Consider the following 24,420-nt stretch of genomic DNA (forward strand, 5'->3'; position numbering starts at 1 on the left):
AATGCTCGCAGCCTACAGACCGATCCTTTCCCTGCTTCGCGGCACTGCCTTTCTTCTGGCTGCATCGGGACTGCACGGGCTGCTGTTGCCCTTGCGCGGCCAGGTGGAAGGGTTCTCGACCGCTTCGCTCGGCCTGATGGGCACGGCCTGGGCCGGCGGCTTCGTCACCGGCTGTTTCTTTGCGCCGCGCATAGTGCGCCGCGCCGGACATGTGCGCGCCTTCGGCGCCTTTGCCGCGTCCGGCGCCATCGTGGCACTGCTGACGGGCCTGGTCATCGACGAATATATCTGGATCCTGCTGCGTGCCTTCACCGGTTTTACCATGGCCGGCGCCTTCATGGTCATCGAGAGCTGGCTGAACGAAAAGGCCACCAACGAGAACCGCGGCACCGTCTTCGGCCTTTACATGATGGTCACCTATGCCTCGATCATGGGCGGCCAGATGATCGTCGCCGGCGGCGACGTGAAATCGGCGTCGTTGTTCATGATCACCGGCATCCTGTTTTGCCTGTCACTGATCCCGACCGCGGTGTCGACCGCCTCGCATCCCAAGCCGCTGCAGGACGTCAAGCTCGACGTCAAGGGACTCTACGCCAACTCGCCGGTGTCGGCGATCGCTTGCCTTTTGATCGGCATCGCCAATGGCGCCTGGGGCACGCTCGGCGCCGTCTACGGCGCGCGCATCGGTATCTCCACGGCCGAAATCGCCTTGATGATGAGCCTGGTGGTCGTCGCCGGTGCTGCCATGCAACTTCCGGCCGGGCGCCTCTCCGACAAGACCGACCGCCGTTTCGTGCTGGCCGGTGCCGCCTTCGGCGCGGCGCTGTTTGCGCTTCTCATCTTCCTGTTCGAGCCGCGCTCGGCGGTCTTCGTCCTCGTCTTCACCGCCGCCTATGGCGCTTTCGCCTACACGCTCTATTCGATCGCCGTGGCGCATGCCAACGACCACGCCCGGTCGGAAGATTTCGTCAAGGTATCGGGCGGGCTGCTGCTGCTTTACGGCTTCGGCACCATGATCGGGCCATTGCTGGCCGCCGCCCTGATGGGCTGGATGCGCCCGGAGGGCCTGTTCCTGGCGACAGCCTTCGCGCATCTGTCGCTGGCCGGCTACACGCTGCTGCGCATCAGCCGCCGCGCGCCGGTGCCGATCGGAGATCGCGATGCCTTCAAGACGCAGCCGGCCGACCGTTCGGTGACCCCCGAAGCATTGCGGCTCGATCCGAGAAGAAAAGCAGAAGCAAACAGTTGAGATTTGAAAAACTTTGCCTCACAAATGAGGCATGATGTTTTCCGACGCCTTCATGGCGATCGCCGACCCCAATCGGCGCCATCTTCTGGAAGAACTTCGACGCGGTCCGAAGACCGTCAACGAATTGGCGGCCGGGCTGCCAGTCTCCCGCCCGGCGGTATCACAGCATCTGAAAGTGTTGCTCGACGCCGGACTGGTCAATGCCAAGGCTGAAGGCACGCGCCGTGTCTATACGGTGAGCAATGCCGGCTTCCTCAGACTCAACATCTGGCTCGATCAATTCTGGGAAGCCTGATCCTCTTCGATCGGCAGCCACAGTACTTAGGGTTCCATCCGCAAAAACTTGCCGAGCAGATCGAGCAACACCCTGGTCCCATGCTCGCGTGTGTCGGACGTGTCATGGCCATCGAGGAAAGCGCCCTGCTCGGTCAGCACCAGGCGCGTGCCCTTGTCCTCGGCAAAAAGTTCGATCGTGGCCAGCGACACCGAAATTCTGACATCGCCGAACAGCATGTCGTAGCTGTAGACGATGCGCTGATCCTGCACGATGTCCTGATAGGTGGCGGTGTAGACATGGATCGGCCCATCCTTTGGTCCACCAGCGTTGATCTCCTTGCCGCCGACGCGAAAGTCCATCTCGAAGCGGCCAGGCATGGGATTGTCTGGATCGGTGAACCATTGTCGCTTGGCGTCAGGGTTGCTAAGCGCGAAGAAGACTTTCGCCGGCGCGGCCGGATAGAAGCGCTCGATGCCAAAAGTGGAATGAACGACGGAACGTTCGGTCACGGTTGGGTCCTCGTTGGTCAGCTTGATGGATTCTGCGGAATGAAGGTGCCACCGCGATAGCTGGCGCCGAAATAGACCTCGACGCTGCGCAACTCGTCGCCCCGAAACGAATGCAGTTCGGTGTTGCGAAAGGTCTTTCCTTCAAGCGTCTCGCAGCTGTATCGAACGAATACGTCATTGCCGTCTTCGCAGATCCGCTCGATCGTCATCGACCGGAACAGCTTGCCGTTCGGCCAGCAGCGCGCGAAATAGGCCTTGCGATCGATGGCGTCGTCATAGGGGCTGGTGAAGGTGAAATCGTCGGCCAGGGCCGCCTCCATGACGGCGCGGTCGCCGGCCTGAAAGGCCGCGAAATAGCCGCGGACCAGATCGGATTTTCTCTTTGACATGGCATGCTCCTCTTCATTTCTCCGCAAGAAAGTCGCCGAGCCTATCCAGCCGGCGTTCCCATGAGAGACGCCGCTCGTTGATCCAGTGCTCGGCCGCGCGCAGTGCCTTCGGCTCGATCTGGCAGGTGCGCACCCGTCCCACCTTTTGCGTGCGCACGAGGCCGCTCGCCTCCAGGAGATTGAGGTGCTGGATCACCGCCGACAGCGACATCGCCAGCGGCTCGGCCAACTGGCTCACCGACGCCGGGCCGCGTGATAGCCGGTCGACCATCTGCCGCCGCGCCGGATCGGCGAGCGCCTGGAACATCAGGTCGAGTTGGGCGGGATCGTGCAACATTGCGATCAGCCGTTGTTGTAGGGAAAGAACTTGAAGTAAGGCTGCGCCTCCTCGATCACCCTGGCGAAGGCGGCGCGCCGCAGCAGGCGGTCGTGATAGCGCTTCACGGCGGGATACCTATCGCCGAACGGTTCGACCTTGTTGGCATAGAAGAGCGCCGGAGACGCCGCGCAATCGGCCATGGTGAAGGCATCGCCCACAGCCCATTCGCTCGACTGCATCTCCCGTTCGATGATGGCGTAGGAATTGCGCAACTGGCTCCGCGCCTGTTCGACACCGAATGGATCGGTGTTGTCGAGGGGCCGCAACCTGTCGCCGACGATCTTCTGCATCGGCTCCTGCACATAGAAATCATAGAAGCGGTCGGCCTGGCGGACAGCCAGCGCCAGGTCGACGTCGGCTGGAATGAGTTCGGCCGGTCCCGGATAGTGCGCGGCCAGATATTCCACGACGATGGTCGATTCCAGCACCGTCCGGTCACGCGCGTCGTCGCGCAGCGCCGGCATCTTGCCGGTCGGCGAAACCTTCAGAAAGGCCGCGCGCGATTGCTCATCGCCTAGATCGACGACGACAGACGCAAATGGCGTGGCGTTCTCATAGAGCGCGATCAGCGGCTTCCAGCAGAAGGAGGCCAGCGGATGGAAATGCAGCGTCAGGGACATTCTTGTGCTCATCTGTTCTGCGGAAACACTGAAGCATCTACTTAACTATTGCGGCAGGCCTCGCTCGTCAAGGCCCGCCCGCGAGGTCTCAGCTGGATCGAACATGCTCGATGATGGCAGCTTCAAAATCAGGCCAGTCATCCGGATGCAGTTCGTGACCGCCGCCTTCGACATGAATGAATTTCGCGCCGGCAACAGCTTGGGCCAAGGCCTCGCCATGCTCGACCGGAAAGATCGGATCCGACGTGCCGTGGATGACAAGAAGCGGCGCCGCCAGTTCGTGCAGACGACCCTTCCATCGGTCATTGCCGTTGAGCATGAAATGATTGGTGGCGCTGAGCAAGCCGCCGGACCTGGTATAATCCCGCTCGATGAATGCCCTCATCCCGGTCTCGTCGAACAGATGCGCGGTGCTGGCGATCGCGCGTGCATCGCTGACCATGAAGTCGATGACTTGGCGGCGGTCCGCCCAGTCGACTTTGGCCCCATAGGCCGAATGCTCCATATAGGCGTCTGTCGTTTGCGGCAGATGCGAAGTGTCGGTGCCCACGGGCGAACTGCTGATCACGGTCAGCGAAGCGACGCGCGAGGGGTGCCGGAGCGCGACAAGCTGCGCGATCATGCCGCCCATCGACATGCCCGCGACATGCGCATTGCCGATGCCATGGCTGTCGAGAACGGCTATCGCGTCGTCGGCCATGTCGTCGAAAGTGTAGGGCGGCTGTCCCACCGGATATTTGGTCGACCGGCCGGTATCGCGATTGTCGTAGCGGATCACGTAAAGGCCGGCATCCGCGAGCTTCCGGCAAAACGCCTCCGGCCACCACAGCATCGAGGCCATCGCGCCCATGATCAGCAGCAGGGCGGGATCGGCCCGATCGCCAAAGGCTTCGGATACGATCTCGGGACGATCATTGCTCGTCATTTCATGGCCTCCTAAACTGATTGCATTTTGCAATCGGTTGCACGATATTAAAACCGATACGATAATGCAACCGGTTTTGTGGAGAAAATCGGATGACCCTCGATCGCCGGTCCGGCTGCCCGATCAACCTTTCGCTCGAGGTGTTCGGCGACCGCTGGAGCCTGATCATCCTGCGCGACATGATTTTTGGCGGCAGACGCCATTTTCGCGAGCTGCTCAACGGCTCGATGGAAGGCATTGCCTCCAACATCCTCGCCGACCGTTTGAAGCGGCTGATGGAGCTCGGCATGCTGACCAAGGCGGACGACCCCAGCCACAAGCAGAAGGCGATCTACAGCCTGACCGAGATGGCCATCACGCTGGTGCCCATCCTCGCCCATCTCGGCGCCTGGGGCCGCGTCTGGCTGCCGACCAGCGAGGCACTCTCGATCCGTGCCGAACTCCTGGAAAAGGGCGGACCTCCAATGTGGGAGAAATTCATGGACGAACTGCGCCATGAGCATCTCGGCACACCTCTCGATACTGCGCCCGGCTCCTCTGTCCGCGCGACGCTGCAGGCCGCCTATGAAGCGGTGGTTACCGAAAAGGCCCGCAACACCAGCCCGGCTGCCTGACCAACTATTTTCCCCGTTGAAAGGCCGGCTCTGCTACAAAGGATGGAAATCACACTTCACGGGATAGGATAGACTCTTGGTTGAGAACTCTAGGGACACTGCCCGCGCGCGTGCCGATCTGCGCTTCAAGAAGCAGGAAGAGGCGGCGACGGTCCGGCAGAAAGCCATGGCCGAATACGTCGCCGAGAGCGATGCCCGCAAGGCCAAGACCGACAAGCTGCGGGCGCTGCGGCTGGCGAAGGAAGCCGAAGATCTAGCCAACGCGCCTGCTGCACCTGCCAAGAAGCCGGCTCGCGCCAAGAAAAAATAACCCCGTCTCTCTGCCAATGCCTCGTCCTGGATCGAGCGGTCGTGACGCATCCGACAGGCGCGCCTTTAATCCCGCTGCTTCGCAGGAAGCAATTTCAACCGAAAGCGGGATTGCCTGGTCCGGCTGGCAGGCGATGATTGGGCTGTTCAACAGGAGATTGCCATGACCGCGCTGTCGCTCGAAAAAGCCGTCGAGATCATAAATGCCGCCTTAGCCAGGGGCGCCGATCTCAACCTCAAGCCGCTCGGCGTCTCGGTGCTCGACGCTGGCGGGCACCTGGTCGCCTTCCAGCGCCAGGACGGAGCCTCGTTCCTGCGCCCGCAAATGTCGGCCGGCAAGGCTTATGGCGCGCTGGCGATCGGCATGGGCTCGCGCAAGGTCGAGGCCTTCGCCAAGGAGCGCCCGCATCTGGTTGCCGGCATTTCCGACGTTTCGGGGGGACGCGTGCTGCCGGTCGTCGGCGGCGTGCTGATCCGCGACAAGGCAGGGAGTGTCGTCGGCGCTGTAGGCATTTCCGGCGACACGTCGGACAATGACGAGGCGGCCGCGATTGCCGGCATCGAAGCCGCCGGCTTCACCGCCGATCCGGGCTGAGGCTCCGGTCTAATTCAAATTGATGTCGCGGCTGGCCGACCGCATCGACACCGCGAACCCGGCCAGCACGTCGAACAGCGCGATGATCATCAGCGTGAAGAAGATGGAGTGCGCGGCAGCCTTCACCAGCAGGAACTCGACCAGGAAAGCAACGAAGACAAGCGTCGACAACAGATGATCCATGATCGAGGCGGTGGTTGTGCGCGCCGACTTCACCATTTCAAGGAACAGAAAAATCAGCCCGATCAGCACGATCAGGTCGCCGAGCGTCATCGAGAACACCCCGCCCGACATCATGCGGAACGAGAACATCTCGCTCGCCCACGGATCGTCGCCGCCGCCGAATATACCGAGCAGGCCGAGATTGTAGAGCACGAAAGGCACGATCAAAAGCGGGACGGCACCGAACATCTGGCGTCTCCATATGGGGGCACCTTCTGTAGAATGCCCCACAGGCACGGCGTCAAGATTTTTCGTGCACGGCCGCAAACACGGTCGAATACCGGATGCAACAACCATGTCAGCCGGTTGCCCGGCCGACATGAAAAACGAGAGACGAAAACTCAGCGCTTGAAGTAGCCGGCGCGCACGGCGAGGCCAAACGCAAAAAGACCGGCCAAACGCCGGTCTTTTGTAGCTATAGTCTAGCCTTGGGAAAAGCTGGTCTCAGCTTTCCTTGGGCGTCAGCACCTGGCGACCGCGATACATGCCGGTCTTCAGGTCGATGTGGTGCGGGCGGCGCATTTCGCCGGAGTTCTTGTCCTCGACATAGGTCGGGGCCTTGAGGGCGTCGGCCGAGCGGCGCATGCCGCGCTTGGACGGAGAGGTTTTGCGTTTCGGAACGGCCATGGATGTGCTCCACTACATGGTCAAAAGCCCCGCCCGCCCTCGTGAAAGGGCCATGTCGGGGCCTAAATCTGAGAAAGTCGGGTGCCTATACACGCCTGACACCGTTTTGGCCAGCACCGCGGTGAATCTTTTTTATACCGGCTAGTCTAGGCAGCCGACATAGGCGCCGGAGCGGCCGGCGCGCCGCTCGATCAGATTGGCGAGCCTTCTCAAACCCGGCCCTGGTTTTGCGGGATTGCGGGCGATCGGATTGGGCAGCGTGACGGCGAGAAGGGCCGCCTGCCGTCTGGACAGCTGCTTTGCCGAAATGCCGAAATGGTGCTGCGCCGCCGCCTCGATGCCGTAGATGCCGGGTCCCCACTCGGCCATGTTGAGGTAGATCTCCATAATGCGCCGCTTCGACATCACCGCGTCGAAATAGACGGCCAGCGGCAGTTCGATGACCTTGCGCACAGAGCCCAGCGGCCGCGACCACAGGAAGAGGTTCTTCACCGTCTGCATGGTGATGGTCGAGGCACCACGCGTCGCCTCGCCGGCCAGCGCATCGTCGACGACCCCCCTGAGTTCGCCGAGGTCGACGCCGCGGTGAAAGCAGAACTGCCCGTCCTCCGACATGATGACGGAATGGGCGAGCACAGGCGCGACGTCATCGATCGACACCCAGCGCCGGTCGTAGCCGGAGAATGTCGCAAGGTCCTTCAGCATCAGCGTCGACACAGGATGCACGAAGAACGGTAGGTAGAGAAAGGTCAGCACCACCGGGATAAGCGCCAGCACGGCGGCCACGACGATGCCGCGCCGGACCCAGCGCCTGAGACTGCGGCGGCTCACGCCTCGCGATCTCGTCGCCATGTCCAGCTTTTCGGTCTCATGATCGACGATCGGTTCCGCCAAGCCGCCCAACCCATGCCAGAGAACTCGTTTTGAAACTGGCTCCTGTCAGTCATGTGACGGTGTTTTCGAGAACCGGAGCGGAGCGTACATTCGAGTACGTGAACACCGCAAGCGCGGAAAACACCTTCAGATGACCGCAGGAGATGAGTTTCCAAACGGGCTCTTACTGCCCCGGCATAATGGCGCTTGCCTTCTTGCGCAACGTCTGAGTGTCGGCTACCGGTCCCGGCCATGACGAATGACGACGAAATGGCGTTCGAAATGGCGCTCATTAGGCGCGCGGCCGCCGTCGAGGTGATGCTGCGCCGCTTGCTCGACGACCGACCGCTTTCGGGCGAGATCGCGCGGCCCGATCGTCTGATGGCGGCGATGCGCCATGGCGTGTTGAACGGCGGCAAGCGCCTGCGCCCCTTCCTGGTCATGGAAAGTGCCGCCCTGTTTTCCGCCGATGGCGAAGCGGCGTTGCGTGTCGCGGCGGCGCTCGAATGCGTGCATTGCTATTCGCTTATCCACGATGACCTGCCGGCCATGGACGACGATGACCTGCGCCGCGGCCAGCCGACCGTGCACAAGGCCTTTGACGAAGCCACTGCCATCCTGGCCGGCGACGCCTTATTGACTCTGGCCTTCGACATCATCGCCGGCGAAGCGACGACGCTGCCGGCGGGGCGCCGCGCGGCCCTGGTGCTGGCGCTCGCCCGCGCCGCCGGGGCCGGTGGCATGGTCGGCGGCCAGAAACTGGACCTCGAAGCCGAGCAGGTGCGACCGGACGAGGCCGGCATCATAACGTTGCAGGCGATGAAGACCGGCGCACTGATCCGCTTCGCCTGCGAGGCGGGTGCGATCCTGGCCGGCGCACAGCCGGATGACCTGGAAAGGCTTGCCGAGTTCGGTTCGGCGATCGGCCTAGCCTTCCAACTGGCCGACGACTTGCTGGATCTGACGGCCGACGCCAAGCAGATGGGCAAGGCGACCGGCAAGGATGCCGCCGCGGGCAAGGGTACGCTGGTGGCCTTGCACGGCGCGGATTGGGCACGCAAGCAGCTCGACGGCCTCGTCGGCCAGGCGCACGCGCTGCTCGAACCCTATGGCGAAAAGGCGGCCCTGCTAAAGGCCGCGGCGATCTTCGTCGCAACCCGTAACAGCTGACGTTGCGCGGTGCACCTGCGGTTGTGCCAACGAAATCTTAATGTAAATGAAGCGTAATCCCGATCCTTAGAATGATGCGTATGTGTTGGGGTTGCGCATGCCGGAATATTCTTCCTTCATCCGGTCCGTCCGGATACGTTATCTTTCAGGATTGTTGGTTTTCGCGCTGGCTTCAGCCGCCATCATGGTTTCGCTCAATCGCGTCAATTCCTTGCGCCATGAAATCGATGCGCTGAGCAGCAATCTCGTCATTTTTACCCGCGATCTGCGCAACGCCACCAGCTTCGCCGAGACAACCAGTTCCGCCTGGCGGATCGAGACGCGCGATGCGCTGACGGCTTCGGCGCGCGACCATTCCGAGCGGCTGACCGGCGAGATCGAGACGTTGACCGCCCAGCTCGCCGCGATCCGCCCGCGCCTGTCGGCCAAGACCGTCAGCGAGCTCGCAGCCGCTTCGGTCAATGGCGACCTGTTCTGGTCGCCGCGAGACATGGTCCGCAACTTCAACCTGATGTCGGTGGCGCAAAAGACCGATGAATGGAGCCCTCGCGAGATCCGCAACCAGAACGACCTGTTCGTTCAGCCCATGCTGGTGCGTGTCCGCACCGCGATGGACGACGAACGCCATCAGGCGGATGCCTCTAGCGACCGGCTGCTTTTGTGGGCCAGCGGCCTGTTGTTTGCCGTCCTGGGCATCGTCGCTTTCTGGATCTTCCGGCCGATGGAACAGGCAATCCGTCGCGCCTTCGCCCAGTCTGCCGAATCCTTGTTCAAGGCAGAGGCCGCCGATCGTGCCAAGTCGGAATTCCTGGCCAATATGAGCCACGAGATCCGCACACCGATGAACGGCGTGCTCGGCATGGCCGAATTGCTGGCCAAGACCGAGCTCAACCCGCGCCAGAAGACGTTCACCGACGTTATCGTCAAGTCGGGCAACGCGCTGCTCACCATCATCAACGACATCCTCGACTTCTCGAAGATCAATGCCGGGCAGTTGACGCTCGACCCAGCCCCCTTCCGCCTCTCGGAAGCGGTGGAGGATGTGGCGACGCTTGTCTCGGCGCGTGTCGCCGAGAAGAACCTGGAACTTATCGTGCGCGTCGACCCCAGGCTGCCGGCCTATGTGGTCGGCGACGCCGGCCGCTTCCGGCAGATCGTCACCAACCTCGTCGGCAATGCGGTGAAATTCACCGAGAAGGGCCATGTGCTGATCGATGTCGGCGGCGAAACCGTCAACGACGTCGTCCAGCTCAAGCTGCGCGTCGAGGACACCGGCATCGGCATCCCGGCCGAGAAATTGCAGAACGTGTTCGAGAAGTTCGCCCAGGTCGATGGCTCGTCGACCCGCCGTCACGAAGGCACCGGCCTTGGGCTCGCCATCGCCGCCCGTCTCGTCGACCTGATGGCCGGCAAGATCGGCGTCGAGAGCGAGATCGGCCGCGGCTCCGTCTTCTGGTTCGCCGTGCCGCTGCCGGTCCACCGCGCCGAGGCGCGCGACGCCATCGTGCCGGTCGACGTCACCGGTGCGCGTGTGCTGGTCATCGATGACAATCCGGTCAACCGCGAGATCCTGCTCGAACAGCTCAGAAGCTGGAGCTTCGACTGCGCCGCCGCCGAAAGCGGCGCGGTTGGCCTCGCCTTCCTCGATCGAGCCTGCCAGCTCGGCGCCAGCGTCGACTGCATCATCCTCGATTATCAGATGCCCGGCATGAACGGCGCCGATGTCGCCCGGGCCATCGCCGCCGACAGCCGGCTGTCCACCATCCCGGTCGTTATCCTGACCTCGGTGGACCAGGTCGATTTCGGCAAGATGATCATCGACTTCGGCATATCGGCGCATCTGACCAAGCCGGCGCGCTCGGCGGTCCTGCTCGGCACCGTCATCTCGGTCATCCAGAAGGCGCGTTCGCAGGTCGGCAAGGCGCACTTCATTCGCGAACCGATCCAACCGATGCCTCAGCCGGCGCCGCCGGCCTTCACGGTTATCCGCGGCCCCGCCATGCCGATCGCGGCAGTGCCGGAATCGAATGCCGCGCCGAACATCCCGATCGACATCCTCATCGCCGAGGACAATGACGTGAACCAGATGGTGTTCGGCCAGATCCTCAATGGGCTGGGCTTGAGCTACCGCATCGCCGGCAATGGCCGCACGGCGGTCGAGATGTACCGGTCGCTGCATCCGAGGCTGGTTCTGATGGACGTCTCGATGCCGGAAATGAACGGCTACGAGGCGACACGCGCCATCCGGGCGATCGAGGCATCGTCGGGTGGCCACATCCCCATCATCGGCGTCACCGCCCATGCGCTGAAGGGCGACCGCGACAAGTGCATCGAGGCCGGCATGGACGACTATCTGCCCAAGCCCGTTTCGCCCGATCGACTCGGCGCCAAGATCGGCACCTGGCTCAGCGAGACGGTGGTGGCCAAGACGGCCTGAACTCCGTCCGGCGTCAGACGGTTGCGTCCAGATGGTAGCGGCGCATCCAGTCGAGGCTTGTCGCGTCGGCGAGCTTCGCGACAGCCGGTTTCACATCGCCGGCGTTCGGCGGCTGTAGGCCCAAGGCCTGACAGATGGAAATCAGCGTTGCCGCCGGGCTGCTTGAAAGCCACTCGTAGCCAATCCGCAGCGGCGTTATGTCTTGCTCGGCGAACCATGTGTTCCACGCTGCGTCATTGGCTTCGAGCTTGGCGACTTCATCCCTGATACGCTGGAAGTCGTACCGTGGTTCTCCTGGCGATCCGACCCTTTCGATCTCCGTTCCATCGGAAGCGACGTGCCAAAGGCCGGTCTGCTCCGCCTTGACCAGGGAGACAGCCTGCGCAAGCTTGTTCTCACGCGACAGATGCACATAGAGAACGCGACCGAAAGCCCTTTCGAAACGCGCCTTGTCCGACGCAAGCCCCGGAAAGGTCCGGTCGAGGATCGCTGAAAGCTCGTCCAGGTTTTCTCGCATCAGGCGCAGACCGAAGATTTCCGTACCACCCTTGCCGGCATCGATCGCCGCATTGAGATACGCAAGCTGGAATTCAGGCTCGCCCATCAGGTCGCGAGGGGGGCAGGTTCCATTCTTCGGCCCACTCCGACACATCCTGCCGCCGATAGAATGAGTGTGGATCGCCGGTCGTTCTGGTGGCCGCCAGCAGTTTGCACAGCAAGGTACTGCCGGTTCTAGGCGTGCCGCAGATAATGTACGCGTCGAACATCGCTGTCCCTGTAGCTGTCGAAGGCGGGCCAGCCCACCGGCCCGGCGCCGCTATAGCTGAAATCGTTGCTGGATACGATGGCGCATTCAAGCGGCGTGAGCCCGTGCAGCCCAACCCTCCTAGGCTACCGGTTGCGCACCACCACGCAGGCGCCACCGATGCTTTGCAGTTTCTGGCAGATGACATTGGCGGCGGCGCGGTCGTCGATGCCGATGCGGACCGCGTAGATGCCGCGCCGGCCGATCGGCGTACGCACTCGGCTGACCACCGGATCATGCCCGGCAAGCAGAGCCGGAAAACGGCCTCGCACCCTGAGCCATTGGCTGATCGCGGCGCTGCGGCGGAAATTGCCCGCCACCTGGATGCCCCATGGCTTGATATTGATCGAGGCCATCGCCACGGTTCTGGACATGATCACCGGCAGCTTGCGGCAGGCGACCGCGAAATCCAGCTTGGCATCGAGTGGCTCGACTTTGCCGGCATAGGCCCGGTCGGTGAACTTGTCGACCGGCTCGCCCATCACGTCGAAGACATAGCTTTCCGTCTCCATCGGCAGGAAGCCACCAGAATTCAGCCAGCGCGACACCCGGCTCTCGCCGGCATTGTAGGCAGCGGCCGCCAGACCGAGATTGCCATAGCCGGCCTTCATTTCCGCGAGATATCTAGCCGACGCCGGAATCGCCTGGTTGATGTCGAAGGAATTTTCCAGCCCCCGCATCTTGGCGGTGCCCGGCATGAACTGGGCGATGCCTTCGGCGCCGACAGGGCTCACCGCGTTGGGATCGAACCGGCTTTCCTTCCAGATCAGGCGGGCGAAGAAATCCCGGGGCAGGCCGTTCTGGTCGGCATGCGCCTGGATCAGGTTACAGACCTTGTCGATCAGCCGCTGCTTGGCCGATTGCGGTGGATCCGCCTGGGCAAGTGTCGACCAGGCCATACCACACAGGACAATCAGCGCCACCCAGGGGAAACGCCGCATCTGGCCTACTCTGCCGCGGCCTTGCCGCGACCAAACCGTTGCTCGATATAGTCAGCGACCATTTTCTCGAAATCCGCCGCGATCGACGGCCCGCGCAGCGTCGCCGCCTTCTTGCCGTCGACGAAGACCGGCGCGGTCGGCGTTTCTCCGGTGCCGGGCAGTGAAATGCCGATATCGGCATGCTTGGATTCACCGGGACCGTTGACGATGCAGCCCATCACCGCGACCTTGAGGTTCTCGACGCCCGGGTATTTCTCCCGCCAGACCGGCATGTTCTTGCGCAGGTCCGCCTGGATGTTCTGCGCCAGTTCCTGGAACACGGTGGAGGTGGTGCGGCCGCAGCCGGGGCAGGCCGCGACGATCGGCACGAACTGCCGGAATCCCATGGTCTGCAGCAGTTCCTGCGACACCTGCACCTCGCGGGTGCGATCGCCATTCGGCTCCGGCGTAAGCGAGATGCGGATGGTGTCGCCGATGCCTTGTTGCAAGAGGATGCCCATGGCCGCGGAGGACGCGACGATGCCTTTGGAGCCCATGCCGGCCTCGGTGAGGCCGAGATGCAGCGCATGGTTGGAGCGCGTTGCAAGTTCGGTGTAGACGGCGATCAGGTCCTGCACGCCGCTGACCTTGGCCGACAGGATGATCTTTTCGCGGCCAAGGCCGATCTCTTCGGCCATCTCGGCCGACAGGATCGCCGACTGCACGATTGCCTCGCGCGTCACTTCCTGCGCCGTCAGCGGAAAGCCCTTGTCCTGGTTGTCGTCCATCAGCCGGGTGAGAAGCTCCTGGTCGAGCGAACCCCAGTTGACGCCGATGCGCACCGGCTTGTCGTGTTTGATCGCCATTTCGACGATATCAGTGAACTGCCGGTCCTTCTTGTCCTTGAAGCCGACATTGCCCGGATTGATGCGGTATTTGGCCAGCGCCTCGGCGCAGGCCGGATGATCGGCGAGCAACTTGTGGCCGATATAGTGGAAGTCGCCGACCAGCGGCACGTTGATGCCAAGCCGCAGCAAGCGCTCGTGAATGCGCGGCACGGCGGCCGCGCTCTCGTCGCGGTCGACGGTGATGCGCACGATCTCGGAGCCGGCGCGGTGCAGCGCCGCGACCTGCGCGACTGTCTGGTCGATATCGGCAGTGTCGGTGTTGGTCATCGACTGAACGACCACCGGCGCGCCGCCGCCGACGACCACGCCGCCGACATCGACGCCGACCGATGGGCGGCGGGGGAAGGGAGAAGAAAAATATCCGGTCATGCCGGCAGCCTTTGTCTCTGAGCGCTATGCGTCTCTCTTGAAGCGCATGCGTCCACCTGGACGCACAAGCCGGGCCGATGCGCTGAAGTCCGGCATGAGGTGGAGGAGCAAGGATGGCTTGTCAATGGCGACAGGTCGCCACTGGCAGCAATTGGTCACGGCCGGGACCTGAACAGCACACGACCTGGCGGCGGCCAGGTGGGCAAAATAGGTCCGAAGGATATTAGTTTCCGCTTATGGTGCAGCGCTGAAAATCGCAATCACTGCACCGGCGGCTGGCGCCGCCGGTAAGGAAGACCGCCAGTGGTGAGCGGCTATGTCAGGTGAGGATCAATGCGTGGTTGGTTGCGCCCTCAGTTTCTCAATCGCATCCTTGAGTGCCAGCTTGCGTCGCTTGAGATTTCCGATTTCGAGGTCGTCAACCGACGGGTGGTTCATCGCGTCATCGATTTCGCGTTCGATGTCGCCGTGTTTCCGCTGCAACTCATCAAGATGGGATGCAAGAGACATGATTGGTTCTCCCTTTCATGGTTTCCTCGATTGCAGCCGCCTAGGCACGTCCACCGCAGGTCGTATCTGTGACGGCACAATGACAGTGTGCCACCATCGAGCGGCGATGTCGAATGCTGCGTGGTAGCATTCCACGACAACGTGAAATGTGATATGGGCTGCGCGCCGGTGGCAGAAATTGCCGCCCCCGCCCAACCAGGCCCAGTTTTGGGCGCCGCAGACGTGCAGACGGTAGAGAATGTCCGATCAGGAACAGGCCGATACTCGCCTCGAATTTTCCCGGCTGAAGCAGGAACACGCCGATTTCGATGCCGCGATCAACGCGATGATTGCCACGAATTGCGACCCGCTGCAGATCCAGCGCATGAAAAAGAAGAAGCTGTTCCTCAAGGACCGGCTGATGAAGCTGGAAGACAGGATCATTCCAGACATCATCGCCTGAGACGCGAGCGCCCGCGCCGCCGGCGCTTTCCGCCTATGCGCCCATCGAGAGCCCAGCGGCGCGGCCGCGCAGCAGGCCGATGAGATCGGCGGTGCGCTCCTCCGACGTATCGATCGGAACCACCAGGCACATCGTCGCCTCGACCTTGCCTGGCGCTGAAAAGACCGGCACGGCGAGGCATTTCGTGTAGGCGTCGACCAGGCCCGAGGTGACGCAGTAGCCGGTCACCCCCGCCTTTGCGATGTCGGCGATGAAATCGTCGAGCCGCAGCTTGCGCCCGTCAGGCAGCACGAGATCGTCATCAGACACCATGGCTTCGACCGCGGCTCTATCCTGCCCCGCAAGCAATAGCCGGCCAGACGCGGTCCAGGGCAGCGGTATCTGCAAGCCAGTGGCCGAACTGATGCGGAACGGCCTGCTACCTGGGCTGGAATGGACGATCGTGTAGCGGCCGCTCTGCAGCATGCACAATTCCGAGGTCTCGCCCGTCTCGCGCGACAGATGATCGACCTCCTGGCGCCCGCGCCGCAACAAGTCGTTGCCGCGCACATAGTCCATTCCGTAGAGGTAGAGCTTCTTGCCGAAATAGACGCGATTGCCATCACCGGCCATTTCCAGGAGGCCGGCATCGACCAGCGACCGCACCAGCGTGTAGGTGGTCGAACGCGGCGCATTGACGCCCTTGGCGAGATCACCAATCCCGATCGCACGCTGCGTAGTGTGAAGGAACTCCAGGATCTCCAGGACCCGGTTGAGGCCCTTTTCACGAGAGCCCGGTACCTTCTCGTCGGCCGAAGCAGCCAAAACACTCCCATCTTGCATTGTCGATTCCCGGTGCTAGTATCTGTCTTGTACAGGATACATGTGTCTCTTGTAATAGACCACCTGTGATAATCATTGCCGCGTGTATGGCCTGTGCATAGGGGAACACAACACGAAAGGAGGTCGCCGTGAACGACACATCCGGAAGACGTGATTTTCTGAAATTGGGAATGGCGGGACTTGCCACGGCCGGCGTCCTGACAGCCGTCGATGCGCGGAAGGCCGCCGCACAGGCCGCATCCGACAGCCTGTTGCGCACCGTGCTCGACAGAGGCAAGCTGATTGTCGGGACCGGCAGCACCAACGCACCCTGGCATTTCGAGAACGATGCCGGCGAACTGGTCGGCATGGACATCACCATGGGCCGCATTCTCGCCAAGGGCCTCTTCGACGACCCGACCAAGGTCGAGTTCGTCATGCAGGATCCGGCCCAGCGCATTCCCAACGTGACCACCAACAAGGTCGACATTACTATTCAGTTCATGACCATGACGGCGCAGCGCTCGCAGTTGATCAATTTCTCCCGGCCTTACTATGTCGAAGGCGTTGCCTTGCTGACCCTGCCGACCGCCGAGAACAAGACCTTCGACAAGCTGCTGGCCGGTGGTTCGGCGACACGCATTTCCATCCTGCAGAATGTCGACGCCGAAAGCTCGGTCCACTACGCTCTGCCGCAGGCCCAGGTGTTGCAGATCGACACCCAAGCGAACGTGCTGCAGGCGCTGGAATCCAAGCGCGCCGACGCCGCCGCGGTCGACTTGTCCACCGTGCGCTGGCTCGCCTCGCGCAATCCCGACAAGTATTTCGATGCCGGCAAGAGCTGGTATTCGATGCTTTACGGCGCCGCACTGCGGCAAGGCGATTTGGACTGGCTGACCTTCGTCAACCAGACTTTCACCATCGCCATGTTCGGCCATGAATCGGCGCTCTATGACGCCGCCTTCAAGGACTATTTCGGCCAGGAGCCGCCGGCGCGTCACCCGGGCTTCCCGGTCATCTGATCCCGGATTGCGGAAGGGTGGCGTTGTCGCCCTTCCGCAATCGACTCGAGGTCCTTCACACCGAGGCGGATGCATGGGCTATGCCCTTAACTTCAACCTGATCTGGCGGCACTTCGACAAGCTCTGGGGCGGCCTGCTGCTCAGCCTCGAGCTTGCCGTGATCTCGATCGCCATCGGCGTCGTCGTCGGGCTGGTGCTGGCGGTCTGGTACGTCTCGGCCGGACGCGTGGTGCGGGCGGTGATCGCCGCTTATGTCGAATTCATCCGCAATGTGCCGCTGATCCTGCTGGTCTATCTCGTCTTCTACGGCCTGCCGACCGTGGTCGACCTAGCCTACAGCGCACCAACCTCGTTTGTATTGACCCTGTCGGTCTATAGCGGCGCCTATCTGGTCGAGGTGTTTCGCTCCGGGCTCGAGGCTGTCCCGCGCGGCCAGCTCGACGCCGGCAAGGCGATCGGCCTGACGCCGTGGCAAAGGCTGTTGCACGTGCGTCTGCCGACCATGCTGCGCATCACGCTGCCGGCGCTCTCCAACACTTTCATCTCGCTGTTCAAGGACACCTCGATCGCCTCGGTCATCTCGGTGCCCGAACTCACCTTCGGCGCCCAGTGGATCAACTTCAACACATTCCGCATCGTCGAGGTCTACCTGGTCACGACCGCGATGTATCTGGTAACCGGCTATGCGCTGCTTTTCGGGCTGCGGCTCGTCGAGCGCCGATTCAGGGCGGCGCGCTGACATGCTGAGCCAGATCCTCTACGCACTGCCCTTCCTTGCCGAAGGCTTCGCCGTGACCTTGTGGGTGTCGCTGCTGGTCGTGGTGCTGTCCCTCATCGCCGGCGTCCTGCTGGGCGTCGGCCTGGTCTATGGTCCCGCTCCTTTGCGGTGGGCGGTGCGCATCTTCTCGGACACCATTCGCGGTATTCCGATCCTGGTGCTGATGTTCTTCGTCTATTACGGCCTGCCCGCGATCGGGCTGCATCTGCCGTCGTTCTGGGCCGCGGTGTCCGCGCTCACCCTGTTCAAGACGGCGCAGGTCATCGAATACCTCAGGGGCGCGGTCGGCTCGATCCCGAAGGGACAGTCCGAAGCCGCGATGGCGATCGGGTTGACCTTTCGCCAGAGGCTCACCTACGTCATCTTTTCGCAGGCGTTCAGGCGCTTCCTGCCGCCCTGGATCAATGGCGTCACCGACGCGGTCAAGGGCAGCGCGCTGGTGTCGCTGCTCGGCATCACCGATTTGATGCAGGCCATCAACCAGGTCATCGGCCGCACCTACGAAGCGATGCCGCTCTATATACTGGGCGCGCTCCTCTATTTCGCGGTCAACTACGCACTCTCGCTCGCCAGCCGGCGGCTTGAGCGGCGTTTCTCCTTCATCCGGGAATAGCAACGATGTCCGAAGCCCCAAACGCCAGTCCCGCGCTGCTCGACGTGCGCGATGTCTCCAAGGCCTTCGGCGCCGTCGAGGTGTTGCGCTCCGTCAGCCTTCAGGTGAAGCGCGGCGAGGTGGTGACCGTCATCGGCCCTTCCGGCAGCGGCAAGACCACGCTGCTGCGCTGCGTCAACTTCCTGGAGAGCTACGACAGCGGCTCGATCCGCATCGACGGCAAGGAGGTCGGTTTTCGCGAGGCCGGAACGCGCCAGCGCCGCAGCGAGCGCGATCTTGCCGCCATGCGCGCCGAGACCGGCATGGTGTTCCAGAGCTTCAACCTCTTCCCTCACCTGACGGCGGCCGGCAACATCATGCTGGGTCTGACCAAGGTGCGCGGAAAAAGGGATGCCGAGGCGCGATCGATCGCCGAGCACTGGCTCGGGCGCGTCGGCCTTGGCCACAAGGCTGACAGCCTGCCGGCCGAACTCTCCGGCGGCCAGCAGCAGCGCGTCGGCATAGCCCGCGCCGTGGCCGTGGAGCCGAAGATCCTGCTGCTCGACGAGATCACCTCCGCGCTCGATCCCGAACTCGTCGGCGAGGTGCTGGCAGTGGTGCGGAGCCTCGCCGAGGACGGCATGACCATGCTGATGGTGACCCACGAAATGGCCTTTGCCCGCGACGCTTCGAGCCGCATCGTCTTCATGGCCGATGGCGGCGTCAGCGCCGTCGGGCCGCCGAAGGAGATCCTCGCGGCGGAGACCAGCAACGAGCGCCTCCGCACTTTCCTGGCGCGCTTCCGCGCCTCGCATTTCTAAACTCAGGCGGCCAAAGCCGCCCAAGGAGCCTTCATCCATGACGCCTTATATCAGGCTCGCCGAACTCGGCCTGACGCTGCCCGAGCCGCCGACGCCCATCGCCAACTTCGTCACCCATGCCGAGAGCGGGCGGCTGATCTTCCTCTCCGGCCAGGGGCCGCTGCGCGCCGACGGCACGCTCTGCACCGGCAAGGTGGGCGAGGACGTGACGGTCGAGCAGGCCTATCAGCATGCACGGCTGACCGGGCTCAACCTGCTTGCCGTCATGCATGCCGCCGCCGGCGATCTCGGCCGTATCGTGCGCGTCGTCAAGCTGCTCGGCTTCGTCAACGCGACGCCGACCTTCAGCGACCACCCGAAAGTGGTCAATGGCTGCTCGGACCTATTCGCCGATGTCTTCGACAAGATCGGCGGCCATGCCCGCTCGGCGATCGGCGCCGGCTCTCTGCCTGGAAACATCACCGTCGAAATCGAAGCGGTCGTCGAGATCGCCGCCTGACCTGCCACCCACGGGATTAGCTCACATGAAAACCTCTTCCGATACCGGCTCCAACACCACCATCCGCGAGCGGCTGGGCTTGCGGCCGATCATCAACGTCTCCGGCACCATGACCGCGCTCGGCGCCTCCATTATCGTCCCGGAAGCGATCTCCGCCATGGCCGAAATGGCCTCGCAATGGGTGGAAATGGACGATCTGCAGCGCGCCGCGAGCACGGTCGTCGCACGCCTCACCGGCGGCGAGGCCGGCTTCATCACCGCCTGCTGCGCCAGCGGCATCACCATGGCGATCGCCGGTGCGATGACCGGAACCAACCTGCTCGCCATCGAGCGCCTGCCCGACGACACCGGCGATCTCAAATCGGAGGTCGTCATCCAGCTCGGCCACATCGTCAATTACGGCGCCCCGATCGACCAGTCGGTCCGCGTCGCCGGCGCCAGGGTGGTGCCAGCCGGCACGGTCAGCGTGACCCAGGACTATCATGTACGCGAGGCGATCAACGAGCGTACGGCCGCAGGCCTCTATGTCGTCGCCCACCACACCGTGCAATACGGCATGCTGTCGCTGGAGGAATTCTGCGAGATTTGCCATGCCAAGGGCGTGCCTGTGATCGTCGACGCCGCGTCCGAGTATGACCTGCGCGGTTTTCTGGCGCGCGGCGCCGATGTCGTCATCTACAGCGGCCATAAATTCCTGAGCGGGCCGACCAGCGGCATCGTCACCGGCCGCAAGGATCTGGTGCGGGCCGCCTATCTGCAGAACCGCGGCGTCGCGCGCGCCATGAAGGTCGGCAAGGAAAGCATCGCCGGCACCATGGCGGCACTCGAAGCCTGGGAGAAGCGCGATCATGCCGGCATCCGCCGGCGCGAGGAGGCAGCACTCAATCTGTGGAAGGACGCGCTGCAGGGATTGCCCGGCATCGCCGCCATCATCATTCCCGACCCCACCGCCAATCCGCTCGACCGCCTGCAAATCTTCATATCGCCCGAAAGCCGCTTCACCGCCGCCGGTCTTGCCTCTGTCCTTGCCGCCGGCTCGCCGCCGATCATCGTGCGCAACCACGAGGTCGAGCGCGGCCATTTCTTCCTAGACCCCTGCAACCTTCACCCCGGCGAGGCGGAGATCGTCGCCGAACGGCTGCGCGCCGTGCTGACCGCACAGGAGCGCCCGGCCGACGCGACGAAGGTCGCTCGCAAGGATTCGTCAGGCGTCTTGCGCTGGCCGGATTGATCGTTGAACCGGCCATGCCGAAGGCACCCGGCTGATCACACGACTGTGAACAACCGGATTTGCCGACGCGGGAATAAATCGTCTCTTCAACAAGTCTCCTCGACATACGCCACGGCTGGCGTCGAGGAGACTGGCATGCCCCATCATCGCGAGCACAGCGGACACGGCTGCGACATCAGCTGCCGTCATGCGCTGCCGAGCATGATCGTCATCAGTCCCTCGTCTATGGCGCCCTTCTTTTTCATTGCGCTTGACACTGGTGACGCGGATGAATTCACTTTCAGCAAGGCAGACGACTTTGCGCGTTTCCGGGGGCTTTGCTCCTGCAAGCCAGGCGAAATCGCTGTCGCATCTTGAGGCGGCACGGTCTGTCCGCTCCGGAGGGGATCATGGTGCTGCTTTGAGCGACAGGGCCCTGGCGGAGCGTTTCAGCGACGTAGTGCTGCCGCATCTCGGCGATGCGCTGGCGCTTGCCCGCTGGCTGACCGGCAATGCCGCCGACGCCGAGGATGTCGTTCAGGACGCCTGCATCAAGGCTCATGCCGGCATATCAGGCTACGCTGGCGGCAATGCCCGCGCCTGGCTGCTGACCATCGTGCGCAACACCTCCTACACCTGGATGGCGCGCAATCGGCCGCGCGCCATGATGGCCGTCGGCGACCTCGGCGATCTCGACGACATGGCGGCGGCCCATGGCACCAGCCTACCGGACGAGGACGGTCCGGAAGCGAGCCTGATCGCCAGGGCCGACACGGCGGCACTGGAGGCCGCGATCGCCGCCCTGCCGCAGCCGTTTCGCGAAACGCTGGTGCTGCGCGACATTAACGGCCTCAGCTATCGCGAGATAGCGGCCATGCTCGACGTGCCGATGGGTACGGTGATGTCCAGGCTGGCCCGCGCCCGCGGCCTGCTGGCATCCGAACTGGGGAGAGCGCCATGACCAGCCATGACGACGGACTGCCCAATGATCCCGAAGGTATCAGACTGATGATCCACGCCCTTGTTGATGGCGAGCTTGATGCGGCGGCGGCCCTTGCCGTGGAGCGTCGCATCGCCGTCGATCCCCGGCTTGCCGCCGAGCATGCCCGCATCCTTGCCTTGCGAGGCGCGGTCAGCCGCTTGCCGCGCCCCGACGTGAGCGACGCCTTTCGGGCCCGCATCGCGGCGATCGGCGTGGCGGATACCGAACGGCAGGATCACGCAGAGGTGGCGCAGCCGCAGCGCGGCACGCCGCCGGCGCTGCCGGGCTTGATTGCGGGCGCTGGCGCAGGCCAGCGGCGTGAAGCCGGGACGCGTCCTTCGCTGGCGCGGAGATCGCCGAGGGCAAGCCGCTTCGGCTCGTTCGACTGGCGCGCCATGGCGGCGTCGATCATGATCAGCGCGGTGCTGGCCAGCGGCGCGACGCAATGGGTGATGTTCAACGGCGCCGAAGACGGCTTGGCGGCGGCCGTCGCCAGCGGCCATCGTCGCAGCCTGCTCGCCGCGAGCCCGATCGACATCGTTTCCTCCGACCGCCATACGGTCAAACCGTGGCTCGACGCCCGCATCGGCGTCTCGCCGCCGGCGCCGGACCTTGCCCAGGACGGTTTCGCCCTCATCGGCGGCCGGGTCGAGGTGATGTCGGGCCGGCCGGTGCCGGCACTGGTCTACCGCCACCGCGAGCACCTGATCACGCTGGTCGCCGAGCCGCAGCAGGGCGGCAAGACCACCCAGCCGGACGATCTTTCCTCCGGCGGCTTTTCGATGGTGCACTGGAGCGACGGCGCCTTCTCCTACTGGGCGATCTCCGACATGGAGCGCCCCGAACTCGACGACTTCGTCGCTCGCTTCCGCAAGGCGGCGGTATGAGTCGGAACGTGGCCGTCGGCATCTCGTCGATGGCCTGAAATCCTTGCGGCCCCGCGCGAATTCCGCTAAGGCGCGCCTTTGTCGCCGGGGAGCAGAAGCTTGGACGATCAACGCGCCGACGTCGCCATCATCATGGGCAGCCAATCCGACTGGGCGACGATGCGTCAGGCAGCGGAGACGCTGGAGGCGCTTGGTGTGCCCCACAAACGGCTGATCATTTCGGCGCACCGCACGCCCGACCGGCTCTATGAGTTCGCCAAGGGCGCCAAGGCCGCCGGCTACAAGGTCATCATCGCCGGCGCCGGCGGTGCCGCGCATCTGCCCGGCATGACGGCGGCGATGACGCCACTGCCGGTGTTCGGCGTGCCGGTGGAATCGAAGGCGCTGTCGGGCCAGGATTCGCTGCTGTCGATCGTCCAGATGCCAGCCGGCATTCCTGTGGGAACGCTGGCCATCGGCAAGGCTGGTGCGGCCAACGCGGCCCTGCTGGCCGCCGCCGTGCTGGCGCTCAACGACGACAAGCTTGCCCAGCGCCTGGATGCCTGGCGCGCCTCGCAGACCGCCAAGGTCGCGGCCGAACCGACGGATACGCCGTGAGCCTGCCCGCCGGATCGACCATCGGCATGATTGGCGGCGGCCAGCTTGGCCGCATGCTGGCAATGGCCGCCGCCCGGCTAGGCTACCGCACCATCGTGCTGGAGCCTCAACCGGATTGCCCGGCGGCACAGGTCGCCAACCGGCAGATCACGGCCGCCTATGACGACCCGTCCGCGCTTGCCCAACTGGCGGCGGCAAGCGCCGTCGTCACCTATGAGTTCGAGAACGTGCCGGTCGCCGCCGCAACCGCGCTTGCCGCCAAAGTGCCGGTCTATCCGCCGCCGCGCGCGCTTGACGTGGCGCAAGACCGGGTGAGCGAAAAGACATTCCTCAACGGCATCGGCATCGCCACCGCCGCGTTCCATCAAGTCGACACCGACGAGGAGTTGGCGGCGGCGCTGAAGGCATTCGGCGGCAGCGGCATCCTGAAGACGCGGCGAATGGGCTACGATGGCAAGGGCCAGCGCGTCTTCCGCAACATGGAAGCCGGCGGTTTCGCCGGCATCTGCGAGGCGATGGGCAATGTGCCGCTGATCCTGGAAAGCTTCGTGCGGTTCGAGCGCGAGATTTCCGTCATCGCCGCGCGAGGGCTGGACGGCACTGTCGCCGCCTACGATCCAGCCTGGAATGTGCACCGCGACGGCATTCTGCACACATCGACCTTGCCGGCCGGCGTTGCGCCGGCAACCGGGCGGGACGCGAAAGACGCGGCGACGAAAATCCTGTCGGCGCTCGACTATGTCGGCGTCCTCGGTGTCGAGTTCTTCGTACTGGCCGACGGCTCGCTGCTGGCCAACGAGATCGCCCCCCGCGTCCACAATTCCGGCCATTGGACCGAAGCCGCCTGCATCGTTTCGCAGTTCGAGCAGCATATCCGCGCCATTGCTGGCCTGCCATTGGGAAGCTCGAACCGTCATTCCGATTGCGTGATGCAGAACCTGATCGGCGACGACGTGCTGCGCGTTCCCGCCTTGCTCGCCGAGCCCGACCTGATGCTGCATCTCTACGGCAAGGCCGAGGCCCGGCCCGGTCGCAAGATGGGTCATTTCACCCGCATCAGCCGCCGGGGCTGATACCGGACA

Annotated in this window: 33 protein-coding genes; 19 read left to right on the forward strand and 14 right to left on the reverse strand. The window is 63.7% G+C overall.

All coding sequences use genetic code 11. The annotated features are described in order from the left end of the window. Position 1: 1 nt before the first annotated feature. Both AC3CB8_RS01410 and AC3CB8_RS01415 read left to right on the forward strand, forming a co-directional pair. Positions 2-1,249 carry an MFS transporter gene (locus tag AC3CB8_RS01410; protein WP_023773971.1) on the forward strand — a complete coding sequence of 416 codons (1,248 nt, stop codon included), beginning with the start codon at positions 2-4 and terminating at the stop codon, positions 1,247-1,249. Between the two features lie 31 nt (positions 1,250-1,280). Continuing rightward, positions 1,281-1,544 (forward strand): ArsR/SmtB family transcription factor, encoded by a 264-nt coding sequence (locus tag AC3CB8_RS01415; RefSeq protein ID WP_010911936.1) that lies wholly within the window; start codon positions 1,281-1,283, stop codon positions 1,542-1,544. A gap of 26 nt (positions 1,545-1,570) precedes the next feature. On the opposite strand, the gene AC3CB8_RS01420 is transcribed toward AC3CB8_RS01415, so the two are convergent. The 5 genes from AC3CB8_RS01420 to AC3CB8_RS01440 all read right to left on the reverse strand — a co-directional run bounded on the left by AC3CB8_RS01420 (position 1,571) and on the right by AC3CB8_RS01440 (position 4,348). Then, positions 1,571-2,035 carry an SRPBCC family protein gene (locus AC3CB8_RS01420; RefSeq protein ID WP_352564191.1) on the reverse strand — a complete coding sequence of 155 codons (465 nt, stop codon included), beginning with the start codon at positions 2,033-2,035 and terminating at the stop codon, positions 1,571-1,573. Between the two features lie 17 nt (positions 2,036-2,052). Continuing rightward, entirely contained in the window at positions 2,053-2,424 is a 372-nt protein-coding gene (locus AC3CB8_RS01425; RefSeq protein WP_023784530.1) for a nuclear transport factor 2 family protein, read from the reverse strand. A gap of 13 nt (positions 2,425-2,437) precedes the next feature. After that, positions 2,438-2,761 carry an ArsR/SmtB family transcription factor gene (locus AC3CB8_RS01430; RefSeq protein WP_031241517.1) on the reverse strand — a complete coding sequence of 108 codons (324 nt, stop codon included), beginning with the start codon at positions 2,759-2,761 and terminating at the stop codon, positions 2,438-2,440. Between the two features lie 5 nt (positions 2,762-2,766). Continuing rightward, complete coding sequence (locus AC3CB8_RS01435) at positions 2,767-3,423, reverse strand: glutathione S-transferase family protein (protein ID WP_352564193.1); 657 nt, start codon at positions 3,421-3,423, stop codon at positions 2,767-2,769. An 88-nt stretch (positions 3,424-3,511) separates the two neighbouring features. Continuing rightward, positions 3,512-4,348: an alpha/beta fold hydrolase gene (locus AC3CB8_RS01440; RefSeq protein ID WP_352564195.1), complete on the reverse strand. Its 837-nt coding sequence runs from the start codon at positions 4,346-4,348 to the stop codon at positions 3,512-3,514. A 92-nt stretch (positions 4,349-4,440) separates the two neighbouring features. Between AC3CB8_RS01440 and AC3CB8_RS01445 the strand changes: the two genes are divergently transcribed. From AC3CB8_RS01445 to AC3CB8_RS01455, 3 genes are all read left to right on the forward strand, one after another. Next, positions 4,441-4,962, forward strand: coding sequence for a winged helix-turn-helix transcriptional regulator (locus tag AC3CB8_RS01445; protein ID WP_023784528.1), 522 nt, complete (start codon positions 4,441-4,443; stop codon positions 4,960-4,962). Between the two features lie 76 nt (positions 4,963-5,038). Then, positions 5,039-5,272, forward strand: a complete 234-nt coding sequence (locus AC3CB8_RS01450) for a hypothetical protein (protein WP_023773965.1) — start codon at positions 5,039-5,041, stop codon at positions 5,270-5,272. A 162-nt stretch (positions 5,273-5,434) separates the two neighbouring features. Continuing rightward, positions 5,435-5,866, forward strand: a complete 432-nt coding sequence (locus AC3CB8_RS01455) for a GlcG/HbpS family heme-binding protein (RefSeq protein WP_352564197.1) — start codon at positions 5,435-5,437, stop codon at positions 5,864-5,866. Between the two features lie 9 nt (positions 5,867-5,875). Here AC3CB8_RS01455 and AC3CB8_RS01460 read toward each other — a convergent pair whose 3' ends face one another. From AC3CB8_RS01460 to AC3CB8_RS01470, 3 genes are all read right to left on the reverse strand, one after another. Continuing rightward, the gene (locus AC3CB8_RS01460; protein ID WP_352564199.1) at positions 5,876-6,277 is read right to left on the reverse strand and encodes a hypothetical protein; all 402 of its coding nucleotides are present in this window, start codon (positions 6,275-6,277) and stop codon (positions 5,876-5,878) included. A 255-nt stretch (positions 6,278-6,532) separates the two neighbouring features. Beyond that, on the reverse strand, positions 6,533-6,715 hold the full coding sequence (gene rpmF / locus AC3CB8_RS01465) for a 50S ribosomal protein L32 (RefSeq protein WP_008834724.1): 183 nt from the start codon (positions 6,713-6,715) through the stop codon (positions 6,533-6,535). 141 nt (positions 6,716-6,856) lie between these two features. Then, entirely contained in the window at positions 6,857-7,618 is a 762-nt protein-coding gene (locus tag AC3CB8_RS01470; RefSeq protein ID WP_352564201.1) for a biosynthetic peptidoglycan transglycosylase, read from the reverse strand. 222 nt (positions 7,619-7,840) lie between these two features. On the opposite strand from AC3CB8_RS01470, the gene AC3CB8_RS01475 reads away from it, so the two are divergent. Further along, positions 7,841-8,758, forward strand: a complete 918-nt coding sequence (locus tag AC3CB8_RS01475; protein ID WP_023784526.1) for a polyprenyl synthetase family protein — start codon at positions 7,841-7,843, stop codon at positions 8,756-8,758. A 97-nt stretch (positions 8,759-8,855) separates the two neighbouring features. Then, positions 8,856-11,195 (forward strand): response regulator, encoded by a 2,340-nt coding sequence (locus AC3CB8_RS01480; RefSeq protein WP_352564203.1) that lies wholly within the window; start codon positions 8,856-8,858, stop codon positions 11,193-11,195. A gap of 13 nt (positions 11,196-11,208) precedes the next feature. On the opposite strand, the gene AC3CB8_RS01485 is transcribed toward AC3CB8_RS01480, so the two are convergent. The 5 genes from AC3CB8_RS01485 to AC3CB8_RS01505 form a co-directional block, all read right to left on the reverse strand. Next, entirely contained in the window at positions 11,209-11,799 is a 591-nt protein-coding gene (locus AC3CB8_RS01485) for a Stf0 family sulfotransferase (RefSeq protein ID WP_352564205.1), read from the reverse strand. Further along, entirely contained in the window at positions 11,786-12,148 is a 363-nt protein-coding gene (locus AC3CB8_RS01490) for a Stf0 family sulfotransferase (protein WP_352564207.1), read from the reverse strand. The genes AC3CB8_RS01485 and AC3CB8_RS01490 overlap by 14 nt, the downstream gene beginning before the upstream one ends. Then, on the reverse strand, positions 12,087-12,941 hold the full coding sequence (locus AC3CB8_RS01495) for a lytic transglycosylase domain-containing protein (RefSeq protein WP_023784794.1): 855 nt from the start codon (positions 12,939-12,941) through the stop codon (positions 12,087-12,089). The genes AC3CB8_RS01490 and AC3CB8_RS01495 overlap by 62 nt, the downstream gene beginning before the upstream one ends. 5 nt (positions 12,942-12,946) lie before the next feature. Next, complete coding sequence (gene ispG / locus AC3CB8_RS01500) at positions 12,947-14,197, reverse strand: flavodoxin-dependent (E)-4-hydroxy-3-methylbut-2-enyl-diphosphate synthase (RefSeq protein WP_352564209.1); 1,251 nt, start codon at positions 14,195-14,197, stop codon at positions 12,947-12,949. A 330-nt stretch (positions 14,198-14,527) separates the two neighbouring features. Then, positions 14,528-14,707 carry a YdcH family protein gene (locus AC3CB8_RS01505; RefSeq protein ID WP_015315338.1) on the reverse strand — a complete coding sequence of 60 codons (180 nt, stop codon included), beginning with the start codon at positions 14,705-14,707 and terminating at the stop codon, positions 14,528-14,530. A gap of 238 nt (positions 14,708-14,945) precedes the next feature. Here AC3CB8_RS01505 and AC3CB8_RS01510 point away from each other — a divergent pair, with 238 nt between their 5' ends. After that, positions 14,946-15,149: a YdcH family protein gene (locus AC3CB8_RS01510; RefSeq protein ID WP_352564211.1), complete on the forward strand. Its 204-nt coding sequence runs from the start codon at positions 14,946-14,948 to the stop codon at positions 15,147-15,149. Positions 15,150-15,182: 33 nt separating this feature from the next. On the opposite strand, the gene AC3CB8_RS01515 is transcribed toward AC3CB8_RS01510, so the two are convergent. Then, on the reverse strand, positions 15,183-15,971 hold the full coding sequence (locus AC3CB8_RS01515) for an IclR family transcriptional regulator (protein WP_352564213.1): 789 nt from the start codon (positions 15,969-15,971) through the stop codon (positions 15,183-15,185). A gap of 170 nt (positions 15,972-16,141) precedes the next feature. Here AC3CB8_RS01515 and AC3CB8_RS01520 point away from each other — a divergent pair, with 170 nt between their 5' ends. The 11 genes from AC3CB8_RS01520 (at position 16,142) to AC3CB8_RS01570 (ending at position 24,411) form a co-directional block, all read left to right on the forward strand. Further along, on the forward strand, positions 16,142-16,972 hold the full coding sequence (locus AC3CB8_RS01520) for a transporter substrate-binding protein (protein WP_198019231.1): 831 nt from the start codon (positions 16,142-16,144) through the stop codon (positions 16,970-16,972). A gap of 73 nt (positions 16,973-17,045) precedes the next feature. After that, complete coding sequence (locus AC3CB8_RS01525; protein ID WP_352596310.1) at positions 17,046-17,711, forward strand: amino acid ABC transporter permease; 666 nt, start codon at positions 17,046-17,048, stop codon at positions 17,709-17,711. Between the two features lies 1 nt (position 17,712). Beyond that, positions 17,713-18,363 carry an amino acid ABC transporter permease gene (locus AC3CB8_RS01530; protein WP_352726600.1) on the forward strand — a complete coding sequence of 217 codons (651 nt, stop codon included), beginning with the start codon at positions 17,713-17,715 and terminating at the stop codon, positions 18,361-18,363. Positions 18,364-18,368: 5 nt separating this feature from the next. Further along, on the forward strand, positions 18,369-19,163 hold the full coding sequence (locus tag AC3CB8_RS01535; protein ID WP_352726603.1) for an amino acid ABC transporter ATP-binding protein: 795 nt from the start codon (positions 18,369-18,371) through the stop codon (positions 19,161-19,163). 37 nt (positions 19,164-19,200) lie between these two features. After that, positions 19,201-19,662 carry a RidA family protein gene (locus AC3CB8_RS01540; protein WP_023773951.1) on the forward strand — a complete coding sequence of 154 codons (462 nt, stop codon included), beginning with the start codon at positions 19,201-19,203 and terminating at the stop codon, positions 19,660-19,662. Positions 19,663-19,687: 25 nt separating this feature from the next. Further along, on the forward strand, positions 19,688-20,893 hold the full coding sequence (locus tag AC3CB8_RS01545; RefSeq protein WP_352564217.1) for an aminotransferase class V-fold PLP-dependent enzyme: 1,206 nt from the start codon (positions 19,688-19,690) through the stop codon (positions 20,891-20,893). A gap of 135 nt (positions 20,894-21,028) precedes the next feature. Beyond that, on the forward strand, positions 21,029-21,250 hold the full coding sequence (locus AC3CB8_RS01550; protein WP_352564219.1) for a hypothetical protein: 222 nt from the start codon (positions 21,029-21,031) through the stop codon (positions 21,248-21,250). Positions 21,251-21,293: 43 nt separating this feature from the next. After that, complete coding sequence (locus AC3CB8_RS01555; protein WP_352564221.1) at positions 21,294-21,833, forward strand: sigma-70 family RNA polymerase sigma factor; 540 nt, start codon at positions 21,294-21,296, stop codon at positions 21,831-21,833. Further along, the gene (locus AC3CB8_RS01560; RefSeq protein WP_352551136.1) at positions 21,830-22,741 is read left to right on the forward strand and encodes an anti-sigma factor family protein; all 912 of its coding nucleotides are present in this window, start codon (positions 21,830-21,832) and stop codon (positions 22,739-22,741) included. The genes AC3CB8_RS01555 and AC3CB8_RS01560 overlap by 4 nt, the downstream gene beginning before the upstream one ends. Before the next feature lie 99 nt (positions 22,742-22,840). Then, entirely contained in the window at positions 22,841-23,338 is a 498-nt protein-coding gene (purE, locus tag AC3CB8_RS01565) for a 5-(carboxyamino)imidazole ribonucleotide mutase (RefSeq protein ID WP_023773946.1), read from the forward strand. After that, complete coding sequence (locus AC3CB8_RS01570; RefSeq protein ID WP_023773945.1) at positions 23,335-24,411, forward strand: 5-(carboxyamino)imidazole ribonucleotide synthase; 1,077 nt, start codon at positions 23,335-23,337, stop codon at positions 24,409-24,411. Before purE ends, AC3CB8_RS01570 begins: the two co-directional genes overlap by 4 nt. Positions 24,412-24,420 lie beyond the last annotated feature (9 nt).

The organism is Mesorhizobium sp. P160927 (assembly GCF_057766385.1).

Bases quoted from the DNA above. Each gene is read 5' to 3' on its own strand.
- AC3CB8_RS01410 (WP_023773971.1), top strand. From the start codon at position 2: ATGCTCGCAGCCTACAGACCGATCCTTTCCCTGCTTCGCGGCACTGCC.
- AC3CB8_RS01415 (WP_010911936.1), top strand. From the start codon at position 1,281: ATGATGTTTTCCGACGCCTTCATGGCGATCGCCGACCCCAATCGGCGC.
- AC3CB8_RS01425 (WP_023784530.1), bottom strand. From the start codon at position 2,424: ATGTCAAAGAGAAAATCCGATCTGGTCCGCGGCTATTTCGCGGCCTTT.
- AC3CB8_RS01430 (WP_031241517.1), bottom strand. From the start codon at position 2,761: ATGTTGCACGATCCCGCCCAACTCGACCTGATGTTCCAGGCGCTCGCC.
- AC3CB8_RS01435 (WP_352564193.1), bottom strand. From the start codon at position 3,423: ATGTCCCTGACGCTGCATTTCCATCCGCTGGCCTCCTTCTGCTGGAAG.
- AC3CB8_RS01440 (WP_352564195.1), bottom strand. From the start codon at position 4,348: ATGACGAGCAATGATCGTCCCGAGATCGTATCCGAAGCCTTTGGCGAT.
- AC3CB8_RS01445 (WP_023784528.1), top strand. From the start codon at position 4,441: ATGACCCTCGATCGCCGGTCCGGCTGCCCGATCAACCTTTCGCTCGAG.
- AC3CB8_RS01455 (WP_352564197.1), top strand. From the start codon at position 5,435: ATGACCGCGCTGTCGCTCGAAAAAGCCGTCGAGATCATAAATGCCGCC.
- AC3CB8_RS01460 (WP_352564199.1), bottom strand. From the start codon at position 6,277: ATGTTCGGTGCCGTCCCGCTTTTGATCGTGCCTTTCGTGCTCTACAAT.
- rpmF (WP_008834724.1), bottom strand. From the start codon at position 6,715: ATGGCCGTTCCGAAACGCAAAACCTCTCCGTCCAAGCGCGGCATGCGC.
- AC3CB8_RS01475 (WP_023784526.1), top strand. From the start codon at position 7,841: ATGACGAATGACGACGAAATGGCGTTCGAAATGGCGCTCATTAGGCGC.
- AC3CB8_RS01480 (WP_352564203.1), top strand. From the start codon at position 8,856: ATGCCGGAATATTCTTCCTTCATCCGGTCCGTCCGGATACGTTATCTT.
- AC3CB8_RS01485 (WP_352564205.1), bottom strand. From the start codon at position 11,799: ATGGGCGAGCCTGAATTCCAGCTTGCGTATCTCAATGCGGCGATCGAT.
- AC3CB8_RS01490 (WP_352564207.1), bottom strand. From the start codon at position 12,148: ATGTCATCTGCCAGAAACTGCAAAGCATCGGTGGCGCCTGCGTGGTGG.
- AC3CB8_RS01495 (WP_023784794.1), bottom strand. From the start codon at position 12,941: ATGCGGCGTTTCCCCTGGGTGGCGCTGATTGTCCTGTGTGGTATGGCC.
- ispG (WP_352564209.1), bottom strand. From the start codon at position 14,197: ATGACCGGATATTTTTCTTCTCCCTTCCCCCGCCGCCCATCGGTCGGC.
- AC3CB8_RS01505 (WP_015315338.1), bottom strand. From the start codon at position 14,707: ATGTCTCTTGCATCCCATCTTGATGAGTTGCAGCGGAAACACGGCGAC.
- AC3CB8_RS01510 (WP_352564211.1), top strand. From the start codon at position 14,946: ATGTCCGATCAGGAACAGGCCGATACTCGCCTCGAATTTTCCCGGCTG.
- AC3CB8_RS01515 (WP_352564213.1), bottom strand. From the start codon at position 15,971: ATGCAAGATGGGAGTGTTTTGGCTGCTTCGGCCGACGAGAAGGTACCG.
- AC3CB8_RS01520 (WP_198019231.1), top strand. From the start codon at position 16,142: ATGGCGGGACTTGCCACGGCCGGCGTCCTGACAGCCGTCGATGCGCGG.
- AC3CB8_RS01525 (WP_352596310.1), top strand. From the start codon at position 17,046: ATGGGCTATGCCCTTAACTTCAACCTGATCTGGCGGCACTTCGACAAG.
- AC3CB8_RS01530 (WP_352726600.1), top strand. From the start codon at position 17,713: ATGCTGAGCCAGATCCTCTACGCACTGCCCTTCCTTGCCGAAGGCTTC.
- AC3CB8_RS01535 (WP_352726603.1), top strand. From the start codon at position 18,369: ATGTCCGAAGCCCCAAACGCCAGTCCCGCGCTGCTCGACGTGCGCGAT.
- AC3CB8_RS01540 (WP_023773951.1), top strand. From the start codon at position 19,201: ATGACGCCTTATATCAGGCTCGCCGAACTCGGCCTGACGCTGCCCGAG.
- AC3CB8_RS01545 (WP_352564217.1), top strand. From the start codon at position 19,688: ATGAAAACCTCTTCCGATACCGGCTCCAACACCACCATCCGCGAGCGG.
- AC3CB8_RS01550 (WP_352564219.1), top strand. From the start codon at position 21,029: ATGCCCCATCATCGCGAGCACAGCGGACACGGCTGCGACATCAGCTGC.
- AC3CB8_RS01560 (WP_352551136.1), top strand. From the start codon at position 21,830: ATGACCAGCCATGACGACGGACTGCCCAATGATCCCGAAGGTATCAGA.